Genomic DNA, 25,443 nt, shown 5'->3' with positions numbered 1-25,443 from the left:
TTAAGTGGTAACACCTACCTTGTTAAAAGAAGTTGTTTTAGGAAACGTTTCAGCGCTTTAACACATCGTTTGTAGCTCACGGCGAGTAATAAAATTAGGCGGTTGCTGTTAGCAATTTCATGGTGATTTTAACGTAATATTGAGAATTTATACGGTTAATCGCAAATAAAGTCCGCTTTAGCTTATTTACATTGTCTTCGTTCATTCCTTCTTTATGCTTTTAAAAATTAAGCACCAAATTTTAATTTTTTATCAAGATAATAACTGAACCACAATATTTATTTACCCGAATAACGATAAATTGATAACGGTTTGGTTGGAGAACTTTAGCGATGCATCAGCAAACAGTAACCAATAAAACATCAGGTAAATTCATCAGCAAAAATAATGAACGTTTTTATCTGATCGAAAACATGGATGAGATGGCGCCATTTTTTATCAGTGTTGTCTCCAACAGTGACCATTGGTTATTTGTTTCAACAACAGGAGGTTTAACAGCAGGGCGAGTATCGCCAGAAACGCCGTTGTTTCCATATGAAACCGTAGATAAAATTCATGATAGTTATTTAAATACCGGCTGTAAAACCTTAATTCGTGTAAGCAGCAATGAACAAAGCCTAGTTGTTTGGGAACCGTTTAATAAAGAGCATAATGGTCGATTTAAGGTAACGCGTAACGTATATAAAAATGTTTTAGGCAATAAATTATGCTTTGAAGAAATCAATCATGACCTAAAGCTAGCCTATAGCTACACTTGGTGTACCAGTGATAAATTTGGTTTTGTTAGAAACTGTCAACTTGATAATTTAGCATCCGAAAACCGTAACATTGAAATTGTTGATGGTATGCAAAATATTTTACCCGCGGGTACACCAAGATACACTCAAACTAACTCTAGTAATTTAGTGGATGCCTATAAATGGACCGAACTTGATGAAGTAAGTCGGCTTGCTTATTTTACCTTATATTCAGGTATCACCGATCGTGCAGAGCCTTGTGAGTCGTTAAAAGCAAATACTGTTTTTAGCTTAGGCTTAACTGAAGTAAAAACATTGTTGTCGAATGAGCAAATAGACGGCTTTAAAAAAGGTCAAAAAATAGTACAAGAAACCTTAAAGCGTGGCATTCGTGGTGCTTATTTTATCAATAGCTTATTAACGCTTGATGCAAATTCATCACAAACATGGCAGTTTGTTGCTAACGTTGAAATGACACAACAAGCTGTGGTTTCATTACAACAGCAACTTAAACAACCTGATGTTGTTGCTCAGGCAATCGCAACCTCGATTGAAAGTGGCTCTGATGCGTTAGCTCGAATTATGGCAAGTGCTGACGGCTTTCAATTAACGGCAGAAGAAAATGTCACGGCGCATCATTATGCTAACGTTTTATTTAATGTCTTACGTGGTGGTATTTTTGATGAACAGTACAACATTAACAGCCAAGATTTTGCTAAAACCATCGCCATATTTAATCAGCCAGTTTATCAGCAACATCAAGCGTTTTTAGCGGCTTTACCTAAAACCATTGCTTTTGCGCAATTGTCGCAATTAATTTTAAATCAAAATGATCTACAACTCACTCGATTAGCCAGTGAATATTTACCGATTTCGTTTGGTCGTCGCCATGGTGATCCTAGCCGACCGTGGAATCAGTTTGCTATTAAATTAGTCGATGAAAACAACAAGCGCTTATTGTCATACCAAGGTAACTGGCGTGATATTTTTCAAAACTGGGAGGCATTAACTTTTAGTTATCCTGAGTTTATTGAAAGTGTTATTGCAAAATTTGTTAATGCTTCTACTGTTGACGGTTATAACCCTTACCGCATTACCAAAGAAGGCATTGATTGGGAAGTGGAGGAGCCGGATGACCCATGGAGCTATATTGGTTATTGGGGCGATCATCAAATCATTTATTTGCAAAAATTACTTGAGCTTTCTAAGCAATTTCACCCTGAAAAATTAACTGAATTATATCATTTACCTATTTTTAGTTATGCCAATGTGCCTTACCGTATTAAAGCTTTTGCTGACATGGTTGAAAATGCCAAAAGCACAGTCACATATGATAATGAGTTAGCCCAGCGTATTGAGCAGCGGGTAAGTGAAATTGGCGCTGATGGTAAATTATTACTCGATGGTAACGGCCAAGTTTATCAAGTTAACTTAATTGAAAAATTGCTTGTTGCCATGCTGTGTAAATTAGGTAATTTTGTTGTTGACGGCGGCATTTGGTTAAATACTCAACGACCAGAGTGGAATGATGCCAACAATGCTTTAGTTGGCCAAGGGCTATCTATGGTAACACTTGGTTATTTACGACGTTATATCGCCTTTTTACAAGGACAGTTAACCAGTGAACAAGGCACGGTTGAACTATCAACTGAAGTAAATACTTGGCTTGGTAGAACGTCGGAAATTTTTAGTGCTTTAGCGCAACAGTTGGAAAAAAATACGTTAACCGGACAACAAAAATATCAGGTGACTGAAGATTTAGGCAGAGCAGCCAGTGATTATCGCGCAGCTATTTACCAGCAAGAAAGCTTTAGTGGCAAACAAGCGCGAGCGCTTGATGATATCCAATTACTGTTGAGTAATGCTTTAGTTGCGATTGATGCGTCAATTAAAAATAATGAACGCCAAGATAAGTTATTTAATGCATATAACTTGGTGGAATTTGCTGAACATTCATTAACCGTTGATGAACTTTATCCTATGCTTGAAGGGCAAGTATCAGCTTTAAGTGCAGGATATTTGTCGGCTAAGCAAACGGTTTCGGTATTAGAGACCTTGTTTAGTAGTGACGTTTATCGTGATGACCAAGCAACCTTTATGCTTTACCCCGACAGAAACTTAGCTAAATTCCTTGAAAAAAACTGTATTGCCAGTGAACAAGCTCGTGATATTCCATTGTTAACACAATTATTAGCGCAAGATCAGCAATCAATTATTATTGAAGATGAACAAGGCCAGTTACGTTTTAACGGTAATATTAATAATAAAGAGGACTTGGTCAAAGCATTAAATAATTTGCCCGTTAATTATAAGGATGAAATAAACCATGCAAGCACTGAAATTCAGCAGTTATATGAAAATGTGTTTAATCATAAAGCCTTTACCGGTCGCTCTGGTGGTATGTTTGGTTTTGAAGGATTAGGTTCAATTTATTGGCATATGGTGACTAAGTTATTATTAGCCGTTGAAGAAAACTTTTTTACCGCGATTGATAATAACGCCGATGCAGCAGATATTTTTGCACTTGCTAATTGGTACTATCGTATTCGCCAAGGGATCGGTTTTAACAAAACGCCACAAGAATATGGCGCATTCCCGATGGACCCTTATTCTCATACGCCAAAACATGCTGGCGCTCAACAACCAGGAATGACAGGACAAGTGAAAGAAGAAGTGTTAACACGCTTTGCTGAACTTGGTTTGCGGGTTAATGATGGTCAGGTTGCGTTTAAACCTTATTTATTAAGGGCCTGTGAGTTTACCAAAGAACCGGCTATATTTACTTACTTAGATGTTACTCAGCAATGGCAAAACCTCAACATACCTGCCAATAGTTTAGCGTTTACTTGGTGTCAGGTGCCGATAATTTATCAGTTAACCAATGAGCAATCGATGGACATAACAGTAACAGGAGCTGAGCCTGCAAGCTATTCTTCTGATACCTTATCACCTACGATGAGCAAAAAACTGTTTACCCGCAGTGGCGAGATAAAAAGTATTACCGTTACTTTCAATAAAAATATTCTCTTTGCCGGCTAGATGAATAAAACTATGCTTTTAACTTAAGTAATTGAGCAATATAATTTTCTAACTGTGCTATCTTTAATTTTGAGGTACAGTTTGAAAGTTACTTTCATGACATATTTAAGATTTACAAAAGGTTATCGTTATATTTAGCATAAAAGATAAAAAACCGATTTCATACTTTTGGTCAATGCAGCTTTGTTTTTGGCTATTTCTAGCGGTGATCAGTTTATTTACCTTAACCTTATGGTACGCAGAGCTTGGTTGGAGCCACATAATTCATACCTTGTTACAGTCCATGTTAGGTTTATTAATGTCTATGCCACTTTATTGGATATTTATTCGCATCTGGGATAAATCGGCTTTAGTACGTCTGGTAATTAGTTTTGTTTGTGTGTTTTTTGTTGCGCTAATTTGGACCCTTGCCCGAATGTATCTGTTTTTATTAATTATTGATGCAGATAATCTTTGGGCTGAATTTGGTGGTTGGTTTTTCAGTAGCATTTTTGTTTTTTTATGTTGGGCGGGATTTTTTCATGGCATTAAATACTACCAATTATTACAAAAAGAGCATTTAATTATGCTGGCAGCGGAAGCTGAAGCGAGAGAAGAGCAGCTCAAACGCATGACCGCCCAAACGGTTGCCCGTGATGCCAAAATTAAAATGTTACGTTATCAGCTCAATCCTCATTTTTTATGCAATACCTTAAATGCCATCAATTCCTTAATAGAAATTGAAGCACCAGAGCGCGCGCAATTAATGACAGTTCAATTGAGTAAATTTTTACGTTATTCATTAGATCATAACCCTGATACAAAACTGGCGTTAGCGCATGAATTAAATGCGTTAAATTTATATTTAGAAATTGAAAAAACCCGTTTTGGCGATCGTTTAACGTTAGATTTTGATATAAGTGATGAAGCACGATCCGCTCATGTGCCTAGTTTATTAATTCAACCTATCATTGAAAACTCAATGAAACATGTCATTGCACAAAGTGAAGAGGGTGGTACGATAAGTTTACTTGCTCGTGTTGTTGATAAACAATTAGTGCTTGAACTAAGTGATACAGGCTTAGGTGGTCAAGTAGCAAAAAGTAAAATTAATCGCTCGAGTGGCCGTGGTGTTGGTTTAAGTAATATCGATGAACGGTTAAAAGTATTATATGAAAAAAATTATACCTTCGAGTTAACTATTATGCCGACTGGAGGTATAAAAACAACGATCAAAATACCCTATGAACATTTACCCACTCGTTAATGTAACCACAGGTAACCTATGAATATATTACGTACCATCATAGTTGACGATGAACCATTAGCGCGTGATATGTTACGCGCTAAGTTAAATAAAATTCCACAAATTGAAATTATCGCTGAATGCAAAAATGGCCGAGAAGCCATTGCCGCCACCATGGCATTGTCACCCGATCTGCTGTTTCTTGATATTCAAATGCCTGGTATTGATGGCTTTGGTGTTGTCGAAAAAATTCAATCAGATATTGTTCCTCTAGTGGTGTTTACTACGGCATATGAGCAATATGCGCTTGATGCTTTTGATGTGCATGCTGTTGATTATATATTAAAACCTTTGGATGCTGAGCGTATTGAGCGAGCGGTAAAGAGGGCAGAAGAGCGCTTAGCACTTGATGGTGAAAGCGATAATAAGCATAGTATTATTGGTGCAATTGATAGTATTAATACTCGGGAAGAGTCCGAACAATCCGCCATGAGCTTCCCTGCGCAATCAGCGGAAGATAAACTTGAACGTAAAGTGGTGATCAAAGAAAAAGATGACATTACCCTATTAAAACAGGCTGAAATTGAGTGGATAGATGCTGCCGGTGATTATGTTTGTTTACATGTTGATGGCGTTACTCATATTAAACGCAGTACCTTAAAAAGTTTATTAGATGAGCTTGACCCTGAAATATTTAAACGAGTACATCGTTCAACCATTGTTAATCTTAACTTTATTGAAAAAGTGATCCCACAGGCAAAAGGTGAGTTTATTTTGATGTTAGGGGAATATGATCAAGTGAAAGTGAGCCGCAATTATCGAGATGTGATCAAACGTTTTATTGACTAGATCGCGTTACACTTTTAGTGTGTTTTTTGAACTATTTCTTTTGTTTTAAAACAATTGTGAACCATAATCGTTTAATTGAGATAAATATATTTGCGGATAACGAGTTAATTAAGGTCAACACGCTCTCGTTTAACTAATCATATGACAAAGGAGATAAGCTTGTTTAACCGAACATCCTATTTAGCGTTTTGTTTTTATTCTTTGTTATTCATGATATTAGTTTTATTTTCTAGTCAGGTTTTTTCAACGGAAAAAGCGACAGTTATGAAGATAAAACACCCTCATATAGGCGGAGATTACACTCAAGATGACATCTATTTTTTATCATTATTAAAACTTGTCTTAGAAAAAACCAAAGCCGAATTTGGCCCTTATCAGTTAATTAGTGCACCTTTACCTATGTTACAGCAAAGAGCCATTGCTGAAATCATTGATAATCGCTTAGATGTTACTTGGACAATGACATCACCAGAGCGAGAAATTAAATTAAAACCTATTCGAGTACCAGCACTTAAAGGTTTGGGCGGCTTTCGTATTTTTCTTATTAGAGCAGATGAGCAAGCTAGGTTTGAGCAAATACAATCTGAAGCACAATTAAAAAAAATATTGGCGGGACAAGGGAGATATTGGCCAGATTCGGATATTTTGTTAGCGAATAACTATCGTTTAATACAAGCGGCTGATCACGCAACGTTAATGAAAATGTTAAGATTTAAACGTTTTGACTATATGCCAAGATCTGTTCATGAAATATGGTCAGAAGCCGAGTTATTTGATGATATACAAGTCGAAGAAACATTAGCCATTTATTATCCTTCGCCGTTTTATTTTTTTGTTAATAATGACAATGCTTTGTTATATGAACGAATTAAACTCGGTTTACATAAAGCGATTAATGATGGCAGTTTTCAACGTTTTTTTGAAAATGAGCCATCGAGTAAAAATTTATTAACTCGTGCTAAGCTTAATGAACGAAAGATATTTAGATTAGAAAATCATTTTATGACAGAGGAAACTAAAGCTGTCATGGCGAATGAAAAATATATTTATCGGCCATGAGCTGAAAGTAGCGGAATTGCGCTAGGGTTTTAATTGTGATCTAGCTCTTTAAGCTTTTTTCACCTTGTTTAATCTATTTCTAGCGTGATGTTAGAGACAGGAATGGCACAGCAAGTGAGAATTTCATTCTCGCCAATAAATGCCAGAGGTTCACCCTGCGGATAATTAATTGAGCCTTTTACTAGGGTGCAACGACAAGCACCACAATAACCATCTCGACAATGGTAATGGCTTTCTATGTTTTCTCGATCTAATGTGTTTAAAATAGTTTTATCTTCATCGAGGAAGGCTATTTCACGTTCCCCGATGGTGATACTAAAAGACATATTTACTATAAATCGAAATCGTCAAAATCATCAGAGGCTACAGATGAATCAACTTGACCAACTAAATAGCTAGAAATCTCGGTTTCTTGTGGCGCAACTTGTACGTTATCACTTACCAAATAAGCGTTCATCCAAGGTAATGGATTACTTTTAATGCTAAAAGGAGCATCAAAGCCAATAGCAGCCATTCGTTGATTACTAATATATTCAATATATTGGTTTAAGATTTCCGCATTAAGGCCGATCATTGAACCATCTTTGAACAGGTATTGTGCCCATTCTTTTTCTTGTTCAACTACATCAAGAAATATTTGTTTGCCTTGCTCACGTAATTCATCTGAAATTTCTTTCATTTCAGGATCATCTTTACCTGAGAACCAGTTGTTGAGAATGTGTTGAGTACCAGTTAAATGTAAAGCTTCATCACGAGCAATAAGCTTGATTATTTTGGCATTACCTTCAAGTAATTCACGTTCAGCAAAAGCAAATGAACAAGCAAAACTGACATAAAAACGTATTGCTTCTAACGCATTAACAGAGCAAATAGCTAAAAATAACCGTTCTTTTAACTTACGTTTAGTGACTTCTACTGTTTTGCCTTCAACCTCATATTCTCCTTCACCTTGTGATTGTAATAACTGGGTTGTTAAAATTACATCATCAAAGTATTTAGCAATACTGCTAGCGCGTTTTAAAATGGCAGGGTTTACAACAATATCGTCAAATATCTCACCAGGTTCAGTGAATAAGTTACGTAAAATATGAGTATATGAACGTGAGTGAATGGTTTCACTGAATGCCCATGTTTCAATCCAGGTTTCAAGCTCAGGTAAAGACACTAATGGCAATAATACCGCGTTAACAGAACGGGCTGCCATACTATCAAGTAACGTTTGATATTTTAGGTTTGAAATAAAAATATGTTTTTCAGAGCTGGTTAAACTTTGCCAGTCAGCACGATCTTTTGAAACATCAACCTCTTCTGGACGCCAGAAAAACGAAAGTTGTTTTTCAATCAACTTTTCAAAAGCCATATAGCGCTGCTGATCATAGCGAGAAACATTAACGCTGTTACCTAAAAACATAGGTTCAATTAAAGCATTTGTAGGTGTTTGGTTAAACGTGGTGTACGACATTGTTTTCTCCCAAATATATTGCTAGTGCAATATTGTCGTGTAATAACAGCAATGAATTTTTATCGTTAGCTTGCTGGTTGCATCGTTAGTTTTGTAAACCAACGATGCATATTCAATAAAATCAGTAGGTGAATAAAGTACTTAGATCTTACAAGCGCCGCCGGCACAATCGTCACTTTCTTCCTGAATATCAGAAGCGCCATCACGTGTATTATGGTAATACATGGTTTTAACCCCTAATTTGTAGGCGGTTAATAAATCTTTAATGATTTGTTTTACCGGTACTTTGCCACCTTCAAAACGTGATGGGTCGTAATTTGTGTTAGCAGAAATGGTTTGATCAACAAACTTTTGCATAATACCAACTAACTCTAAATAGCCGTCATTATTAGGAATATTCCATAATAACTCGTAGTTATTCTTTAATCGTTTATATTCAGGAACCACTTGCTTTAACACGCCATCTTTACTGGCTTTTACACTGATCAAACCACGAGGAGGCTCAATACCGTTAGTTGCATTAGAGATTTGTGATGAGGTTTCTGATGGCATTAATGCTGAAACTGTAGAGTTACGTACGCCATGTTGTTTAATGCTTTCACGTAAACCTTCCCAGTCTAAATGTAACTGTTCATTTGTTACTTTATCGATTTCTTTTTTATAAGTATCGATTGGTAAAATACCTTGTGATAAACGTGTTTCATTAAATAAAGGACAAGCACCTTGTTCTTTAGCTAAGTTGTTTGATGCTTTTAATAGGTAGTACTGGATCGCTTCAAAGGTACGATGGGTTAAATTATTGGCACTACCATTTGAGTAATAAACCCCATTTTTAGCTAAGTAATAAGCGTAGTTAATAACACCTATACCTAAAGTACGTCGGCCCATTGTTGCCGTATATGCCGCTGGAACAGGGTAATCTTGATAATCTAATAAGTTATCAAGCGCGCGTACGGCTAAATCAGCTAAACTTTCCAATTCGTCTAAACTTTCAATTGCACCTAGGTTAAAGGCAGAAAGTGTACATAAAGCAATTTCACCGTCTGGATCATTAACTTCTTTCATTGGTTTTGTTGGTAACGCAATCTCTAAACATAAATTACTTTGTCTGATCGGCGCAACTTCTGGTCTGAATGGACTATGAGTATTACAGTGGTCAACGTTTTGTAAATAGATACGTCCAGTACTTGCTCTTTCTTGAGCAAATAAGCTGAAAATCTCAATCGCTTTAATACGTTTTTTACGAATTGACTCATCCGCTTCATATTGTGTATATAAACGTTCAAATTCGTCTTGATCTGCAAAGAACGCATCGTATAAACCAGGGACATCGCTTGGGCTAAATAAAGTGATAGATTCACCTTTGATCAAGCGTTGGTACATTAATTTATTAAATTGCACACCATAATCTAAATGACGAACGCGGTTTTCTTCAACACCACGGTTATTTTTCAGTACTAATAAGCTTTCAACTTCTAAATGCCATAGTGGGTAAAATAACGTAGCTGCACCGCCACGAACACCACCTTGAGAACAACTTTTTACTGCTGTTTGAAAGTGTTTGTAAAATGGAATACAACCTGTGTGGAAAGCCTCACCGCCACGAATATTACTACCCAAAGCACGAATTCTACCGGCATTTACACCAATACCCGCACGTTGAGAAACATATTTAACAATAGCACTTGAAGTGGCGTTGATTGAGTCTAAGCTATCACCACATTCAATTAACACACATGATGAAAATTGACGAGTAGGGGTGCGAACACCGGCCATGATCGGGGTTGGTAGCGATAACTTAAAGGTAGAAATAGCATGATAGAAGCCTTCTACGTAGGCTAAACGTTCAGATTTTGGATATTTAGCAAATAAGCAAGCAGCAACAAGAACATACAAAAACTGTGCACTTTCGTAAATTTCACCAGAAACACGGTTTTGAACTAAATATTTACCTTCAAGTTGTTTTACCGCGGCATAACTAAAGTCGAGATCACGACTATGCACGATGAATTTTTCCATCGCTTCAAAATCTGCTTGATCGTAATCAACTAATAAATGTTGATCGTATTTACCACGCTCTACTAAATCAACTACGTGACCATATAACGCGGGTGGCTCAAATTGGCCATAAGCTTTTTTACGTAAATGAAAAATAGCTAAGCGGGCAGCCAAATATTGATAATCTGGTGTTTCTTCCGAAATTAAATCAGCGGCTGATTTGATAATAGTTTCGTGGATATCACCGGTTTTAATACCGTCATAAAATTGGATATGAGATTTTAATTCAACTTGAGAAACAGAAACATCTTCAAGACCTTCTGCGGCCCATGCGATGACTTTGTGAATTTTTTCAAGATCAATGGCTTCTTTTTCGCCATTACGTTTGGTTACGAAGAGATTGCTATTCATGAAGGACCTGTTTATCTAATTATAATTTTTATTATTAAGACGGTTAAAGTTTACGTTATATACAAATTGTTTAGCAATTGTGCCGTTTGAACAATTCATACACAACATCTTGGGTTGTTTTTTTTTCTAGACACAAGATAGTGAGGTTTTAACTGTTTTGCAAGTGTTAAAATTACGTAGAAAATCACACTTTTTACTCAATTTTTTTTAGGGTTAGTTGTCACTAACGTAGTAGTGCTTTTCAATTTTACTTTTTGAGAAAGGCAAACTTTATTTTAACTTTTTTATTGATATAGAATTAATAATTTATTTTTTAAAATGCGTTATAGCGATTTGTAATAACGCATTTTACTGCGACTTAATCCCTTAAATTGAACAAGGTTAATTATGTGCGATTTTTAGGCTAAATTAAGGCCAAAATATCGGTTGGCGATAAACACAAATGATCACTTTGCCAAGTGTCGCAATCATTAATGTTTGAAATATAGCCCCAGCCAGCAATAATCGTTGGCATATTTGCTCGATTTCCAGCTTCAATATCCCGAGGGGCATCACCCACATAAAAACATTGCTGGGCAGGTACGTTTATTTTATCCAGTGAATATAATAGGGGGGCTGGATGTGGTTTACGTTCAGCTAATGAATCTCCTCCTACCATAACTTGTGACTGCGCTAACTCAGGAAAATGTGGTAATAATTTTAACGTCAAACCTTCAGGTTTGTTGGTGACAATGCCCCAAGCGATGTTTTTAGCGTTTAATTCATCAATAAGCTCGGTAATGCCATCATATAGCTTGGTATGATGAGCAATATTATCTTCATAATAATTGAGAAACATTTGACGAAGCGTGGCAAAATCATAATCACTTATTTTGTCACCAAAACCTAATTCTAATAAGCCTTTGGCGCCATCAGATGCAATAGGGCGATAAGCTTCACTGGTGACTGTGGGTAAGTTATACTCGGTTAAAACAAAATTTAAGGCTGCACCAAGATCGTCAGCAGTATCTAATATCGTGCCATCTAAATCGAATAATACTCCGGTAATTTTAGGCATAACTATTAGACCTTTTGACAACAGAGAAGGTAATTAACATCTAAACCAGCAGCAAGCTTATGATTTTCAGTTATCGGGTTGTAATGGATACCGGTAGCGTCAATACACTTTAATTGTGCTTGTTCTGCCCAGCTGATAAGTTGTGATGGTTTAATAAACTTATCATGATCATGCGTACCATTAGGAACTAACTTTAATAGTTTTTCAGCCGCGACAATCGCCATAAGATATGATTTGATGGTTTTATTTAGGGTAGAAAAAAACACATAACCGCCAGGTTTTACTAATTTGGCGCAGGCTTGCACAACCGATTGCGGATCTGGCACATGCTCTAGCATTTCCATACAAGTAACAATATCAAATTGTTCAGGGCAGCTTTGAGCTTTTTCTTCGGCAGTAATTTTTTCATAATTAACGCTAACACCAGATTCTAATGCGTGCAGTTTGGCAACGTTTAAAGGCTCTTCACCCATATCAATACCGGTAACATTAGCGCCTAATTTAGCTAAACTTTCGGCTAAAATGCCGCCACCACAACCAACATCAATGATTGCTTGTTCAAAAATATTTTCAGCATGCTGAATAATAAATTGTCGGCGTAATGGGTTGATTTGATGTAGTGGTTTAAAATCACCTTGTAAATCCCACCATTGATGGGCAACTTCTTCAAATTTGGCAATTTCGTCTAAATTAACGTTTAATGGTTGGCTCATAATTTTACATATATTTGATATTTTTAGTCATTCTAAACGAATCATTTTCTGAAACCTAGCGTCTTAGCTTAAGTTAACTGAATTTTGATTAGGTTTAATCAATGCCAACTCATATAATGAAGCTGATTTCGAACTATTCGTGGTAGAAATAAGAGGGATAAAAGCTTAATCATGAGAAAGATAGAAGCGCATTTATCGCGTTATAAAAGTGTTCATCTTAATAAAAAAAATGTCATCAGCCACTTTATTGGCGTGCCACTGATATTATGGGCAATTGCCTTGGTATTCAGTACATTGACTTTTACGGTTGAAATTGCAGAAAAAATACAAACTCATTCGGTGTTACCGTTTTTAGCGCTTGCGTTGTTTATCTATTATTTACTACTTAATAGCCGACTTGCTTTTTGGGCAATTATTTTACTCTCGCCCATTTTTTATCATGCTTCTTTATATAACGACCATATTTATGTTTATTGGTTGGCAGTAACGGTATTTATTATCGGCTGGTTATGTCAATTTTTAGGGCATTATTTTGAACAAGCCAAACCCGCTTTTTTTGATGACATCAAGCAACTATTGATTGGCCCATTATTTTTGATTGCCGAATTGTATTTTGCTTGTGGTTTTGAAAAGGAGTTGGCTGACAAGATCCACCAAACAGCAATTGCTTATCGAAAGAAAATGGCAAAATAAAATATAGGTTGCTAAATCGCAATGAATATTCTCAAGCAATATTTGTTATGTACTAGAGCGTGTTGAACTTTTCTGTATATTTTTGCAACAGTCTGTATGGGTTTTATACAAGGCAGAGCGATTGGGTGTAGTTGTTCTACATAAATGAGCGATAACGTAGTAGAAAGTCCATACAGATGTTGCCCTTCGGGTTCGTCCTGAGCGTTTCCAGCACTGCGTTACTCACTTTTTATATATTCCTGTATGGATGCAGGTTATTAGGGCAACGCAGGAGCAGTTGTCGAGAATAACTATATTACATCGCTCGCGCCTTGTTCTGAAAGCGCTCAGTTAGAACAAAAATGATACCCGAAAGGTCAATACGCTCTAATAATTTAGTACAAGATAAATTTGTGAAAAATTACCACTAAAATAGGTTGAATTTCACCTTCGCTAATCGTTGTTCTTGATCAGCTGCTTGGTTAACTGTTTATAAATCGAACAGCTGCCGTGTGATTTAATTTTAGCTGTCTAAAAAATCAACTTATTTACAAAATTTTCAACAACTTAACTTTAACTGCCGGTTCCATAAATATTTACTTGAAATCGTATCGGATACCGCGCAAAATGTCTTGTTATAAAGCAGTTTGGCATGCGCAGAAATTGTGTTAGTATGCGCTGTTGTTAATATAATAATAATTTCGAAATTTTCTGAGTTTCTTCTTAGTTATTTTCTTAAATAAAAGGGATACCATCGACCTATGACCGATTTGGCAAAAGAAATCGTCCCAGTCAATATTGAAGACGAGTTAAAAAGCTCGTATCTAGATTACGCCATGAGCGTTATTGTTGGCCGAGCACTTCCTGATGTACGTGACGGTTTGAAACCTGTGCATCGTCGTGTTTTATTCGCGATGAATGTATTAGGTAATGACTGGAATAAAGCATATAAAAAATCAGCCCGTGTGGTTGGTGATGTAATCGGTAAATATCACCCGCATGGTGATACTGCTGTTTACGATACTATTGTTCGTATGGCTCAGCCATTTTCGCTTCGTTACATGTTGGTTGATGGCCAAGGTAACTTTGGTTCTGTTGATGGTGATTCAGCAGCCGCAATGCGTTATACCGAAATTAGAATGGCAAAAATTGCCCATTCAATTTTAGCTGATTTAGATAAAGAAACCGTTGATTTTGTACCTAACTACGATGGTACTGAACATATTCCTGCTGTAATGCCAACACGTATTCCTAATTTATTAGTGAATGGTACGTCTGGTATTGCTGTTGGTATGGCAACGAATATTCCGCCTCACAACTTAACAGAAGTGATCAACGGTTGCTTAGCGTTAATTGATAATAATGATTTAACCATTGATGAATTATTAGAATATATACCAGGCCCTGATTTTCCAACGCACGGTATTATCAGTGGTAAAGCGGGTATTATCGAAGCCTATAAAACAGGTCGCGGTAAAATTAAAATTCGCGCTCGTGCTGAAATAGAAGTTAATGAAGCTACGGGTAAAGAAACCATTATTGTTCATGAACTTCCTTACCAAGTTAACAAAGCTCGCTTAATTGAAAAAATGGCCGAGTTAGTTAAAGAAAAACGCTTAGAAGGTATTTCTGCTTTACGTGATGAGTCTGATAAAGACGGTATGCGTATGGTTATAGAAATCAAGCGCGGTGAAGTTGGTGAAGTTGTTTTAAATAATTTATTTAAACTGACACAAATGCAAGTGTCTTTTGGTTTAAATATGGTGGCGTTAACTGACGGCCAACCTAAATTATTTAACCTGAAAGAAATGCTTGAAGCTTTCTTACTGCATCGTCGTGAAGTGGTAACTCGTCGAACAATTTTCGAATTAAGAAAAGCCCGTGAACGCGCGCATATATTAGAAGGTTTATCGATTGCTCTTGCTAATATAGACCCAATTATTGAGTTAATTAAAAACTCAAATAACCGTAAAGAAGCAGAAGAAAAATTAATTGCTCAAGGTTGGCAGTTAGGTAATGTTGCTGGCATGTTAGAGCGTGCTGGTACCGATGCTGCTCGTCCTGAATGGTTAGAGCCTGAATACGGTATTCGTGACGGTTTATATTATTTAACTGCGGAACAAGCAAAAGCGATTGTTGAATTACAGATATACAAATTATCTGGTATGGAACATGAAAAAATTCTTAATGAATATAAAGATTTATTAGAATTAATCGCTGAATTGATGCACATTCTTGCTAGCCCTGAACGCTTAATGGAAGTGATCAAAGAAGAATTAGAAGCTATTCGTGATGAATTTGGTGATGAACGTCGTACAGAAATCACTTCTGCTTCACATGATATTTCGTTAGAAGATTTAATTTGTGAAGAAGATGTGGTTGTTACTCTTTCTCATGAAGGTTACGTTAAATACCAAGTGTTATCGGATTATGAAGCGCAGCGTCGTGGTGGTAAAGGTAAAGCCGCAACTAAGATGAAAGAAGAAGATTTCATCGAGCGTTTATTAGTGGCTAATACTCATGACACGATTTTATGTTTCTCTAATCGTGGTAAATTATACTGGTTAAAAGTGTATCAATTACCATTAGCAAGCCGAACGGCACGTGGTCGTCCAATTGTTAATTTATTACCACTTGAGGCTGATGAACGTATTACCGCGATCTTGCCGGTTCGAGAATACGAAGATGATAAGTTTATTATCATGGCGACAGCTTCAGGTACAGTTAAGAAAACACCATTAAAAGCATATTCTAATCAACGTAATGGCGGTATTATTGCCCTTAACTTACGTGATGATGACACGTTAATTGGTGTTGACATTACTAACGGTGAAAATGACATCATGTTGTTCTCAGATGAAGGTAAGGTGGTTCGCTTTAACGAGAAACAACGTGATAGCGAAACCGGTGAAGTGAAAATCGATCCTGAAACTGGCGAAGAAATTCATGCACTACGTGCTATGGGACGAACAGCTACGGGTGTTCGTGGTATTCGCTTAGAAGGTGAGCAAAAAGTGGTATCACTGATTGTACCGAAAAATGACGGACCTATTCTAACGGTTACGGAAAACGGTTACGGTAAACGTACTGCCCTTGAAGAATACCCTGCGAAAAGTCGTGCAACTAAAGGTGTTGTTTCTATTAAAGTGAGCGAGCGTAACGGTAAAGTGGTTGGCGCAGTTCAAGTTGAAGATAACGACGAAATTATGATGATCACAGACAACGGTACTTTAGTACGTACCCGCGTTAATGAAGTGAGTGTTATTGGTCGTAATACCCAAGGTGTTCGCTTGATCAGAACGGCAGAAGACGAACATGTTGTTGCTTTACAACGTATTGACGAAATTGAAGAAGCAGAAGTGCTTGTTGATGAAGCGTCAGAAGAGGGCTTAGCGACTTCTGAAACACCAAGTGTTGACGTTGATAGTGCATCTGAAGCAAGTTCTTCGGAAGACACTACCGACTAATCTTTACGCGTTTAAACAATTAATGGGCGGCAGCAATACCGCCCATTTTCTATTTTTTAAATCCCAAATCTATTAACACCATAGGTTTGGGATTTTTGTAAATTTAAATATCAACTTTAAAATTAAAAAGGACACATTAAATCATGTCTAGTGTTTATAACTTTTGTGCTGGCCCTGCTATGTTGCCTCAACCTGTTATGCAACAGGCGCAACAAGAGTTTATTAATTGGCAAAATCATGGCTGTTCAGTAATGGAAATGAGCCACAGAAGTAAACCCTTTATTGCGCTAGCAGATAAAGCTGAGCAAGACTTACGTGATTTAATGAACATACCTGACAATTATAAAGTGTTGTTTTGCCATGGTGGCGGCCGCGGTCAATTTGCTGCAGTAGCCTTGAATCTTTTACCTAAAGGTGGAAAAGCTGATTATATTGTTGATGGTTCATGGTCTGAAGCGGCGGCATCAGAAGCTCAAAATATTGGAGATGTTAATATTATTAGCATTAGCCAAGAGCAAAACGGGAAAACTTCTGTTTTGCCTGTTGAGCAATGGCCTTTATCAAAAGATGCTAGCTATGTACATTATTGCCCGAATGAAACAGTCAATGGTATTGAAATATTTGATATTCCAGAAACGGGTGATATTCCGCTAGTAGCCGATATGTCTTCAACGATTTTATCGCGTGAGATTGATGTTAGTAAATTTGGCGTTATCTACGCTGGAGCACAAAAAAATATTGGCCCGTCTGGTTTAGCGATTGTTATTGTACGCGAAGACTTAATGGGTAAGGCCCGAAAAACCACGCCTAATATTATGAATTATCAAGTATCTGCTGATAATGACTCTATGCACAATACTCCTCCAACTTATGCTTGGTATTTAGCGGGTTTAGTTTTTCAGTGGTTAAAAGATTGTGGTGGTGTAAAAGCACTTGAAGCAAAAAATAAATTAAAAGCACAACTGCTTTATGATTTTATTGATAGCTCTGATTTTTATCAAAATAATATTGTTACAGAATATCGTAGTCGTATGAATGTGCCATTTTGGTTAACGGATGAAAGTTTAAATAATGAATTTTTAGCCCAAGCTGAGAAAAACAACTTATTAGCCTTAAAAGGGCACAGAATAGTTGGTGGTATGCGTGCGAGTATATATAATGCCATGCCAATTGAAGGGGTACATGCCCTTATTGAATTTATGAAAGCCTTTGAGCAGGAGAACAAATAACGTGGAACAACTAACTTTACACCCAATTAACAAAATTGATGGGGAAGTGTTTTTACCCGGCTCAAAAAGTTTATCAAACCGCGCGTTATTAATTGCTGCTCTAGCTAACGGTACAACTAAAATTACTAACCTTTTAGTGAGTGATGATATTAAACACATGCTGAATGCGTTAAGCAGTTTAGGCATTAGTTATACATTAAGTGACTGTGGTACTGAGTGTACCGTTGTTGGTAACAATGGCTTTTTTAATACAGATGCTCCGTTAGAATTATATTTAGGAAACGCTGGCACCGCAATGCGTCCACTTTGTGCGGCACTTGCTGCAAGTAACGGTGAATTTGTGTTAACCGGCGAACCTAGAATGAAAGAGCGTCCAATTGGTCATTTAGTGGATGCACTGAATCAATTGAATGCCGATGTTGAATATCTTGAAAATAAAGATTATCCGCCAGTTAAAATTAACGGTAAAGCGTTAAGTGCTAATTCAAATGAAAGTAAAGTTAGCATTGACGGTTCAATTTCAAGTCAATTTTTAACGGCTATTTTAATGATAGCCCCGTTATTAAAAACCAATACTACCATTGAAATTGAAGGTGATTTAGTTTCTAAGCCTTATATTGATATTACTTTAGATATTATGGCGCGCTTTGGTGTTCAGGTAGAGAATAACAATTATCAATCTTTTTTTGTTAAAGGCGAACAGTCATACCAAGCCGTTGAACGTTATATGGTCGAAGGTGATGCTTCTTCTGCTTCTTATTTTCTTGCTGCAGCAGCTATTAAAGGTGGCGAAGTAACGGTACATGGTATTGGTAAACTCAGCGTACAAGGTGATAAATATTTCGCGGATGTGCTTGAAAAAATGGGCGCAGAAGTTATTTGGCATGATGAGTCTATTACGGTTAAAGGTGCGCCATTAACCGCTGTTGATATGGACATGAATCATATTCCTGATGCCGCAATGACAATCGCGACAACAGCGCTGTTTGCTAAGGGTACAACCAGTATTCGTAATATTTATAACTGGCGCGTAAAAGAAACCGATCGTTTATTTGCTATGGCAACTGAATTACGAAAAGTAGGTGCTGAGGTTATTGAAGGCGATGACTTTATTACTATCACACCACCGGAAGTTATCACACATGCCGCAATTGATACTTATGATGACCACCGTATTGCCATGTGCTTTTCTTTAGTGGCGCTTAGTGATACGCCAGTGACGATTAATGATCCTAAATGTACTTCGAAAACATTCCCTGATTATTTTGATAAATTGGCACAAGTTTCAAGTTAATAAATAATTTTATTGGTAATACAGTGAAATTTACTGAAACAATTTTTTTGGCGATTTTATGCTTTGTTTCTCGTATAATGCTGCCGATTTTCGACTTTAGGAGAGAAATCTATGCAGGAATGCATTCCAGTTATTACTATTGATGGACCAAGTGGTGCAGGTAAAGGTACTGCTGCTAGGTTAGTAGCTGAGCATTTAGGCTGGCAATTATTAGATAGTGGCGCCATCTATCGAGTTTTAGGTGTTGCCACTCAGCATCACGGTATTAGTGTTGATGAAGAAGAGCCACTTATTCCTGTTGCTGCTCATTTAGATGTCCAATTCACCATTAATAAAGATGGCGAAAGCCAAGTTATTTTAGAAGGTGAAGATGTTAGCAACTCCATTCGAACTGAAGAAGTTGGTGCCTTAGCTTCAAAAGTTGCGGCTTTTCCACGCGTTCGTGAAGCTTTATTAAGACGTCAGCGGGCATTTAGAGTTTTGCCTGGCTTGGTTGCTGATGGTAGAGATATGGGTACGGTTGTTTTTAAAGACGCACCGGTAAAAATATTCTTAACTGCCTCGGCCGAAGAACGCGCAGAACGACGATTTAATCAGTTGAAAGCTAAAGGCTTTGATGTTAAAATCGGGCGCCTTTTGGATGACATACGTCAACGAGATGAGCGAGATGAGAACCGAGAGGTTGCTCCGCTTGTACCCGCTGAAGGGGCGTTAATTATTGATTCTACTGACATTTCTATTGAAGAAGTGGTTAATAAAATCCTTTCATTTGCGAATGAAAAACTTAATTAACAAAACAAATTTATATTCAAAACCTAAAGTATGGATACGCTAGGTTCTATTAACAACCCCATAAAACAATGATGTTGATTGGATTAAAACTGAGTTCATAAAAAATTATGACTGAAAATTTTGCACAACTTTTCGAAGAAAGTTTAAAAGAAATCGAAACACGCCCTGGTTCAATTATCAAGGGTACAATCGTAGCTATCACTAAAGACAACGTTTTAGTTGACGCCGGTCTTAAGTCTGAATCTGTAATTTCAATCGACCAATTCAAAAACAATGCTGGTGAAGTAGATGTTAATGTTGGTGATGAAATTGATGTTGCTTTAGACGCTACTGATGATGGTTTTGGTGAAACAATTCTTTCTCGCGAAAAAGCAAAACGTCACGAAGCTTGGCAAGTTCTTGAAAAAGCATACGAAGAAAAAGAAACTGTTATCGGTGTTATCAACGGTAAAGTTAAAGGCGGCTTCACTGTTGAAGTTAGCGACATTCGTGCGTTCTTACCAGGTTCATTAGTTGACGTACGTCCAGTACGTGACACTGCACACCTTGAAGGTAAAGATTTAGAATTTAAAGTTATTAAGCTTGATCAAAAGCGTAATAACGTTGTTGTTTCTCGTCGTGCTGTTATCGAATCAGAAAGCAGTGTTGAACGTGATCAATTATTAGAATCATTACAAGAAGGCCAAGAAGTTAAAGGTATTATTAAAAACCTTACTGACTACGGTGCATTCGTTGATTTAGGCGGCATCGATGGTCTTCTTCACATCACTGACATGGCTTGGAAACGTGTTAAGCACCCAAGCGAAATTGTTAACGTTGGTGATGAAATCCAAGTTAAAGTTCTTAAATTCGACCGTGAGCGTACTCGTGTATCGCTTGGTATGAAGCAATTAGGTGAAGATCCATGGGTAGCTATTGCTAACCGTTACCCTGAAGGCGCTAAGCTTACAGGTCGTATCACTAACTTAACTGATTACGGTTGTTTTGTTGAGATCCAAGAAGGCGTTGAAGGTTTAGTTCACGTTTCTGAAATGGATTGGACTAACAAAAACATTCACCCATCTAAAGTTGTTAACTTAGGTGATGAAGTTGAAGTAATGGTATTAGAAATTGACGAAGAACGTCGTCGTATTTCTCTTGGTCTTAAGCAATGTATCCCTAACCCATGGGAAGAGTTTGCTAAGAACTTCAACAAAGGTGATAAAGTTTCAGGTAAGATCAAGTCAATCACTGACTTTGGTATCTTTATCGGTCTTGACGGTGGCATTGACGGTCTTGTTCACTTATCAGACATTTCTTGGAATGCTGGTGAAGAAGCTGTTCGTGAATACAAGAAAGGTGATGAGATTTCAGCTGTTGTATTACAAGTTGACCCAGAGCGTGAGCGTATTTCATTAGGCGTTAAGCAAACTGAAGACGATCCGTTCAATCAGTATCTGACAGATAACAAAAAAGGTGCTATTGTTACAGGTAAAGTACTTGAAGTTGACGCAAAAGGCGCTAAGATTGAATTAGCAGAAGGCGTTGAAGGTTACTTACGTGTATCTGACATCTCTCGTGACCGTATCGAAGATGCGTCTACAGAGTTATCAGTTGATGACAGCATTGAAGCTAAGTTTATGGGTGTTGATCGTAAGAACCGCACTATTAGCTTATCTATCAAAGCGAAAGATCAAGCTGACGAACGTCAAGCAATGGACAATGTAAACCAAGCACCTGCTGAAGATGCTGGTTTTGCAAATGCTATGGCTGAAGCGTTTAAAAACGCTAAAGGTTAATCTTTAGGTTTTAGGTTGAGGAGGGAAGATTTCCCTCCTTGTATATTTTAGGTTGCGAGAGCAAAATGAACACTGGGAGGTCCTGTGACCAAGTCAGAACTCATTGAAATATTAGCCGATAAATTAAGTCATTTATCTGCGAAAGATGTTGAATTAGCAATAAAAGAAATTCTTGAAATGATGGCGCAAACTTTATCTAAAGGTGAGCGTATTGAAATCAGAGGCTTCGGCAGCTTTTCATTGCACTATCGAGCACCTAGAGTAGGTCGAAACCCTAAAACAGGTGAATCTGTTGAACTTGCTGGAAAGTACGTTCCTCATTTTAAACCAGGTAAAGAATTACGTGAACGAGTTAATCTTAACGCGTAAAAGCAAAATATATTAAAATTGGCATGCTTATACGCATGCCTTTTTTTTATTTAAAGTTTATTTTAATAGGTTATATACTGTGCGCTTGTATATTACGGTTCTATTTTTAATTGTTTTATTAACCATCGCTTTTATTTTTGGTAGTCAAAATAACCAATTATTTACCCTCAATTATTTAATCGCAAAAGCAGAAATTTCCGTTGCTGCTGCGGTGAGCTTGTTTACAACAATAGGTTTTTTACTCGGTTTATTAACGGCCGTTTTATTTCGAATTGTTAAATCGTTAAAATCTAAATCCACTAATTAATAGAGTTTCAAAATTTTATGCTTGAGTTAGCATTTCTTTTATTACCCATTGCTGCAGCCTACGGTTGGTATATGGGTCGCAATAGCATTAAGCAAAATGACCAATCGGTTAAAGAAGCTTTATCAAAAAAATTCTCCACTGGTATTAATTATTTATTATCAAATCAACAAGATAAAGCGATAGACTTTCTCATTGAAGCGCTTAAAGTTGATGATGATACTGTTGAAGCGCATTTTGCTATGGCGAACTTATTTCGTCGTCGAGGCGAACTAGATCGAGCGCTGCGAGTACATGAGCACCTTGTTCACCAAAAACACTTACCGTCAAAAGAGAAGCAAAAAGCGGTATTTGAATTAGGTAAAGATTTTTTAAGTGCCGGATTGTACGACCGGGCTGAAGATATGTTTATGCGCCTGATCAAAACCCGTGTTTATGGTTTGAAATCGTTAACTTATTTATTTCAAATTTACCAATCAACGAGTGATTGGCAAGCTGGTTTAGCAATGGAAAAGTTAGTTGTTAAACATAATGATAAAAAATTACTTCATATTCTAGCTAACTTTTATTGTGAACTGGCAACCACAGCTCTAAGCCAAGATAAGTACATTGAGGTTGTTGAACTGTTAGAAAAAGCTTTAAGTTTTGATCCTCAATCTTGTCGGACAAATTGGTTATTAGCGAAAGTTTATGAAAATCAAGAGCAATATAATGTAGCTTGCCGTTGTTATAATGAAATTTATCAACAAGACAATGAGTTTTTCCCTGATGTGATAGAAAACATGCATCAGTGTTATTTAAAGTTAGATGCCGAAAAAGAATTTTATCAATTTCTTCGTAAAGCTTACGATGAAACAGGTTCCACAAGTGTGCTGATCAAATATGTGACACATATTGAACAAAAAAATGGTAATAAAAAAGCACAAGATTATATGGTGACCGCACTTAATCGTCGTCCGACCATTCGTGGTTTTAAACATTTTGTAAAATTGCAAAACAATGAAGAAAGTGTCAATGGCAATACGGAAAGTCTTGATATGATCAAAGGTTTGATCACCTCATACTTAAAAATAAAGCCAAGATACTCTTGTCGTACATGTGGATTTAATAGCAGTACCCATTATTGGTCTTGTCCATCTTGCCATGGTTGGGAGCAGTTAAAACCCGTACGTGGTTTAGAAGGCGAATAACGACGTATTATTTGCTATTTTATTCGATATTTTCGTCAAAGGTACTCACTTAACTTATAAGTAACGTGCCTTTTCCCAATCTAGAATAAAATACCTATCAGTACATTCGTTTTTAAAAAGTTAAAACTTGAAAATTTTGAAGGAAAATATAATGAATGATGCAAAAGTTGTTGTTGCATTAGATTTTAATAATCAAGCCGATGCCTTAGCATTTGTTGATAAAATTAACCCAAGTGATTGCCGTTTAAAAGTTGGCAAAGAAATGTTTACTTATTTTGGCCCTGAATTTGTCAAAGTATTAGTTGGTAAAGGTTTTGATGTTTTTTTAGATTTAAAATTTCATGATATTCCTAATACTGTCGCTAAAGCAGTTACTGCAGCCGCTGAGCTTGGCGTCTGGATGGTTAACGTTCATGCTTCTGGCGGTTTAAAAATGATGGAAAAGGCGAAAGAAGCACTACTTCCTTATGGTGATAAAGCACCATTGTTAATTGCGGTAACCGTATTAACCAGTATGGAAGAAAGTGATTTGTTAGGGCTTGGTATTACTAAATCACCAGCCGAGCAAGTTGAGCACTTAGCCACCTTAACCAAACAAGCAGGGCTTGATGGTGTGGTGTGCTCTGCACAAGAAGCGCAGTTATTAAAAAATAAATTAGGTAAAGATTTTAAATTAATCACACCAGGTATTCGTCCTGAAGGTAGCAGCGTTGATGATCAAAAGCGGATCATGACGCCAGTTCAAGCCGTTGAGATAGGGGTTGATTATTTGGTAATAGGGCGACCAATCACTAAAGCAGAAGACCCACATAGTGTTTTACAAGTGATTAATGACTCGTTAAATAAATAGAATATTTGACAAATTGCGGATTCAATTCTAAACCTATTAAGGTCACTAGTTTGTGATGTTAATAGGTTTTTTAAAAGGATAGAATTATGCAAAAATCACGCTTATTACTCGTTTTAACCCTTCTTATTTCATTTCTAACGCCTACTGTCTTTGCTGTTGACCATGATGTTCAGTCAACGAATAACAGTACAGCTATTCAATTAGTTGATATTAATAAGGCTGATATTAAGACGTTAGCAAAATTAAAAGGAATAGGAGAAGTGAGAGCTAAGGCAATAGTCACGTATCGGACAATGCATGGTAAATTTACTTCTCTTGAGCAGTTAAAGAAAGTGAAAGGCATTGGCGAAAAAGTGTTGACCGAAAATAAAGCTTTTTTAACGATTTAATTTGATCATTAACAAGGCATAAAAAAGAGGCTGAATAGCCTCTTTCTCTTAAAATAAGTTAATCAAAGTTAACTTAGACCCTGTAACAAAATCTGTGTAACTGCCTATCATTAATACCCATGTAGGGTTTAGGATAGGCAGACTATGAATAAGAAAGAACTTGAAGCGTTTGCGAAGCAAGCCGCTAAATCGATTAAAACCGAAGCAGACTTAACTGACTTTCGTAAAATACTAACTAAGGTAACGGTTGAAGCAGCACTTAACGCTGAATTAGACGAACACCTTGGTTATGCCCGCCATGAACAATCTGAGCATCAGAATTACCGTAATGGTTTTTCACCTAAAACCATTCGTACAGAAGATGGCGAGGTTGATTTAAACGCACCTCGTGACAGAGACTCCAGTTTTGAGCCTCAGCTCGTTAAGAAAAACCAAACCCGTTTTACTTCGATGGATGACAAGATTTTATACCTGTATTCCAAAGGTATGACAACGCGAGATATCGTCGCAACGTTCAAAGAAATGTATGATGCTGATGTCTCACCAACACTTATTTCTA

General features: G+C 36.9%; 21 protein-coding genes. 16 read left to right on the top strand and 5 right to left on the bottom strand.

The features are described 5' to 3' along the window. Window positions 1–332 precede the first annotated feature (332 nt). The 4 genes from ACSLUO_RS03330 (at window position 333) to ACSLUO_RS03315 (ending at window position 6,909) form a co-directional block, all read left to right on the top strand. Window positions 333–3,776 carry a 1,3-beta-D-glucan phosphorylase, GH149 family gene (locus tag ACSLUO_RS03330; RefSeq protein WP_448246201.1) on the top strand — a complete coding sequence of 1,148 codons (3,444 nt, stop codon included), beginning with the start codon at window positions 333–335 and terminating at the stop codon, window positions 3,774–3,776. A gap of 205 nt (window positions 3,777–3,981) precedes the next feature. Next, window positions 3,982–5,022 carry a sensor histidine kinase gene (locus ACSLUO_RS03325; protein WP_448246200.1) on the top strand — a complete coding sequence of 347 codons (1,041 nt, stop codon included), beginning with the start codon at window positions 3,982–3,984 and terminating at the stop codon, window positions 5,020–5,022. A gap of 18 nt (window positions 5,023–5,040) precedes the next feature. Continuing rightward, entirely contained in the window at window positions 5,041–5,850 is an 810-nt protein-coding gene (locus tag ACSLUO_RS03320) for a LytR/AlgR family response regulator transcription factor (protein WP_448246198.1), read from the top strand. A gap of 264 nt (window positions 5,851–6,114) precedes the next feature. Further along, window positions 6,115–6,909 (top strand): transporter substrate-binding domain-containing protein, encoded by a 795-nt coding sequence (locus ACSLUO_RS03315; RefSeq protein WP_448246196.1) that lies wholly within the window; start codon window positions 6,115–6,117, stop codon window positions 6,907–6,909. Window positions 6,910–6,977: 68 nt separating this feature from the next. Here the strand turns inward: ACSLUO_RS03315 and yfaE are convergent, their stop codons facing one another. The 5 genes from yfaE to ubiG all read right to left on the bottom strand — a co-directional run bounded on the left by yfaE (window position 6,978) and on the right by ubiG (window position 12,550). Beyond that, entirely contained in the window at window positions 6,978–7,235 is a 258-nt protein-coding gene (gene yfaE, locus ACSLUO_RS03310) for a class I ribonucleotide reductase maintenance protein YfaE (RefSeq protein WP_448246195.1), read from the bottom strand. A gap of 5 nt (window positions 7,236–7,240) precedes the next feature. Beyond that, complete coding sequence (gene nrdB / locus ACSLUO_RS03305) at window positions 7,241–8,371, bottom strand: class Ia ribonucleoside-diphosphate reductase subunit beta (protein ID WP_448246193.1); 1,131 nt, start codon at window positions 8,369–8,371, stop codon at window positions 7,241–7,243. A 141-nt stretch (window positions 8,372–8,512) separates the two neighbouring features. Beyond that, the gene (nrdA, locus tag ACSLUO_RS03300; RefSeq protein WP_448246191.1) at window positions 8,513–10,780 is read right to left on the bottom strand and encodes a class 1a ribonucleoside-diphosphate reductase subunit alpha; all 2,268 of its coding nucleotides are present in this window, start codon (window positions 10,778–10,780) and stop codon (window positions 8,513–8,515) included. Window positions 10,781–11,183: 403 nt separating this feature from the next. Beyond that, window positions 11,184–11,837, bottom strand: a complete 654-nt coding sequence (locus ACSLUO_RS03295; protein ID WP_448246189.1) for an HAD family hydrolase — start codon at window positions 11,835–11,837, stop codon at window positions 11,184–11,186. A gap of 5 nt (window positions 11,838–11,842) precedes the next feature. After that, window positions 11,843–12,550, bottom strand: a complete 708-nt coding sequence (gene ubiG, locus ACSLUO_RS03290) for a bifunctional 2-polyprenyl-6-hydroxyphenol methylase/3-demethylubiquinol 3-O-methyltransferase UbiG (RefSeq protein ID WP_448246188.1) — start codon at window positions 12,548–12,550, stop codon at window positions 11,843–11,845. Between the two features lie 171 nt (window positions 12,551–12,721). Between ubiG and ACSLUO_RS03285 the strand changes: the two genes are divergently transcribed. The 12 genes from ACSLUO_RS03285 to ACSLUO_RS03230 all read left to right on the top strand — a co-directional run. Further along, window positions 12,722–13,243, top strand: coding sequence for an Mpo1 family 2-hydroxy fatty acid dioxygenase (locus tag ACSLUO_RS03285; protein WP_448246186.1), 522 nt, complete (start codon window positions 12,722–12,724; stop codon window positions 13,241–13,243). A gap of 740 nt (window positions 13,244–13,983) precedes the next feature. Further along, window positions 13,984–16,689, top strand: a complete 2,706-nt coding sequence (gene gyrA, locus ACSLUO_RS03280; RefSeq protein WP_448246184.1) for a DNA topoisomerase (ATP-hydrolyzing) subunit A — start codon at window positions 13,984–13,986, stop codon at window positions 16,687–16,689. Between the two features lie 143 nt (window positions 16,690–16,832). Beyond that, entirely contained in the window at window positions 16,833–17,918 is a 1,086-nt protein-coding gene (gene serC, locus ACSLUO_RS03275) for a 3-phosphoserine/phosphohydroxythreonine transaminase (RefSeq protein WP_448246182.1), read from the top strand. 1 nt (window position 17,919) lies between these two features. After that, window positions 17,920–19,212, top strand: coding sequence for a 3-phosphoshikimate 1-carboxyvinyltransferase (gene aroA / locus ACSLUO_RS03270; protein WP_448246180.1), 1,293 nt, complete (start codon window positions 17,920–17,922; stop codon window positions 19,210–19,212). Window positions 19,213–19,323: 111 nt separating this feature from the next. Next, window positions 19,324–20,004 carry a (d)CMP kinase gene (gene cmk, locus ACSLUO_RS03265; RefSeq protein WP_448246179.1) on the top strand — a complete coding sequence of 227 codons (681 nt, stop codon included), beginning with the start codon at window positions 19,324–19,326 and terminating at the stop codon, window positions 20,002–20,004. Window positions 20,005–20,111: 107 nt separating this feature from the next. After that, window positions 20,112–21,782, top strand: coding sequence for a 30S ribosomal protein S1 (gene rpsA, locus ACSLUO_RS03260; protein WP_448246177.1), 1,671 nt, complete (start codon window positions 20,112–20,114; stop codon window positions 21,780–21,782). A gap of 84 nt (window positions 21,783–21,866) precedes the next feature. Further along, on the top strand, window positions 21,867–22,151 hold the full coding sequence (gene ihfB, locus ACSLUO_RS03255; RefSeq protein WP_448246175.1) for an integration host factor subunit beta: 285 nt from the start codon (window positions 21,867–21,869) through the stop codon (window positions 22,149–22,151). A gap of 79 nt (window positions 22,152–22,230) precedes the next feature. Continuing rightward, complete coding sequence (locus ACSLUO_RS03250; RefSeq protein ID WP_448246173.1) at window positions 22,231–22,458, top strand: lipopolysaccharide assembly protein LapA domain-containing protein; 228 nt, start codon at window positions 22,231–22,233, stop codon at window positions 22,456–22,458. A 17-nt stretch (window positions 22,459–22,475) separates the two neighbouring features. Further along, window positions 22,476–23,645: a lipopolysaccharide assembly protein LapB gene (gene lapB / locus ACSLUO_RS03245; protein WP_448246171.1), complete on the top strand. Its 1,170-nt coding sequence runs from the start codon at window positions 22,476–22,478 to the stop codon at window positions 23,643–23,645. 151 nt (window positions 23,646–23,796) lie between these two features. Beyond that, window positions 23,797–24,495, top strand: coding sequence for an orotidine-5'-phosphate decarboxylase (pyrF, locus tag ACSLUO_RS03240; RefSeq protein ID WP_448246169.1), 699 nt, complete (start codon window positions 23,797–23,799; stop codon window positions 24,493–24,495). Window positions 24,496–24,581: 86 nt separating this feature from the next. Further along, window positions 24,582–24,884, top strand: coding sequence for a ComEA family DNA-binding protein (locus ACSLUO_RS03235; protein WP_448246167.1), 303 nt, complete (start codon window positions 24,582–24,584; stop codon window positions 24,882–24,884). A 144-nt stretch (window positions 24,885–25,028) separates the two neighbouring features. Further along, the coding region (locus ACSLUO_RS03230) for a transposase (RefSeq protein WP_448246165.1) at window positions 25,029–25,443 on the top strand (415 nt) is incomplete at its 3' end.

This window comes from Thalassotalea agariperforans (assembly GCF_053470345.1).
Note: the sequence above shows the minus strand (reverse complement) of the source record. Positions and strands in the feature narration are given on the sequence as shown.